This is a genomic window from Paucilactobacillus vaccinostercus DSM 20634, from assembly GCF_001436295.1.
Classification (GTDB): domain Bacteria; phylum Bacillota; class Bacilli; order Lactobacillales; family Lactobacillaceae; genus Paucilactobacillus; species Paucilactobacillus vaccinostercus.
Map to the genome: position 1 here is coordinate 1 of NZ_AYYY01000032.1, position 1,195 is coordinate 1,195.

Here is a 1,195-nt window from a genome sequence, read left to right on the forward strand (position 1 = left end):
GCAGAACCGGAGGTGCTGGTTGAGCCGTTCGTTGAGTTGTTCAATGAGATTGACGTACTGTCCGAACCACTATTCGAAGTGCTTGCAGAATCTGACGTACTATCTGAACCACTGTTTGAATCACTAGCGGAATCTGAGGTGCTCGTTGAACCACTCGTTGACGTACTTGCGGAATCCGAAGTGCTTTCTGAACCAAGGGTTGAAGCACTGTCGGAACCAACGTAGGCTGTCGAGATACTGTCAGATGAACTGCCAGAATCTGACGTGCTGGTTGAACCATTATCAGAAGCACTAGTTGAGTCTGACGTGCTATTTGAACCGTTATCTGAAGTGCTCAATGAATCTGAGGTACTCATTGACCCATTGTCAGATGAACTGTTCGAAGTTGAAGCACTGATTGAGCCGTTATCGGATTCACTAAGTGAATCCGAAGTACTGGTTGACCCATTGTCAGATTCGCTCAATGAAGCAGATGTGCTGGTCGAGCCATTGTCGGAATCACTGTTTGAATCCGAGGTGTTCGTTGAACGGTTGTCCGAGGTACTCAATGAATCTGAGGTGCTCGTTGAACCGTTATCTGAAGCACTCAATGAATCTGACGTGCTTGTCGAACCATTATCTGAAGCACTTTGTGAATCAGAGGTGCTGGTCGAACCATTCGTTGAAGCACTCAATGAATCAGAGGTGCTCGTTGATCCATTCGTTGACGTACTGTTTGAATCAGACGTCGTCTGAGTCCCGTTCGCTGAAGTGCTATTGGATTCTGACGTGCTCGTTGAACCGTTGTCCGAAGTACTCATTGAATCAGATGTGCTGATCGACCCATTATCTGACGTGCTATCAGATTGTGAACTACTATCAGAACCATTGTCTGAAGCGCTGTTCGAATCTGAGTTGCTGATTGAAGTCGTCGTCGAAGTCGTGGTTGACGTACTATTTGATGTTGAATCACTCGCTGAATCAGTGGTTGAATTCTCATCTGATGCTGATGTACTGATCGAACCAGTTGTTGAGTTACTGTCGGAAATTGAAGTACTTGTTGAACCAGTGGTTGAGTTGCTATCTGAAACGGAATCGCTTGTTGAACCAGTGGTTGAATCACTATCCGATACGGAGTCGCTCGTTGAGCCAGTTGTCGAAGCATTATCAGAAACTGAAGCACTCGTTGAACCAGTCGTTGAGTTACTGTCTGAGA

At 46.1% G+C, this 1,195-nt stretch carries 3 protein-coding genes; all 3 read left to right on the forward strand.

The features are described from left to right. The coding region (locus FC26_RS12980) for a hypothetical protein (protein WP_202813368.1) at window positions 1-225 on the forward strand (225 nt) is incomplete at its 5' end. Window positions 226-264: 39 nt separating this feature from the next. Further along, window positions 265-735: a hypothetical protein gene (locus FC26_RS12985; protein WP_057779355.1), complete on the forward strand. Its 471-nt coding sequence runs from the start codon at window positions 265-267 to the stop codon at window positions 733-735. A gap of 21 nt (window positions 736-756) precedes the next feature. Further along, window positions 757-1,195 (forward strand): hypothetical protein (locus tag FC26_RS07660; protein WP_057779359.1); only part of this gene is annotated, 439 nt, incomplete at its 3' end.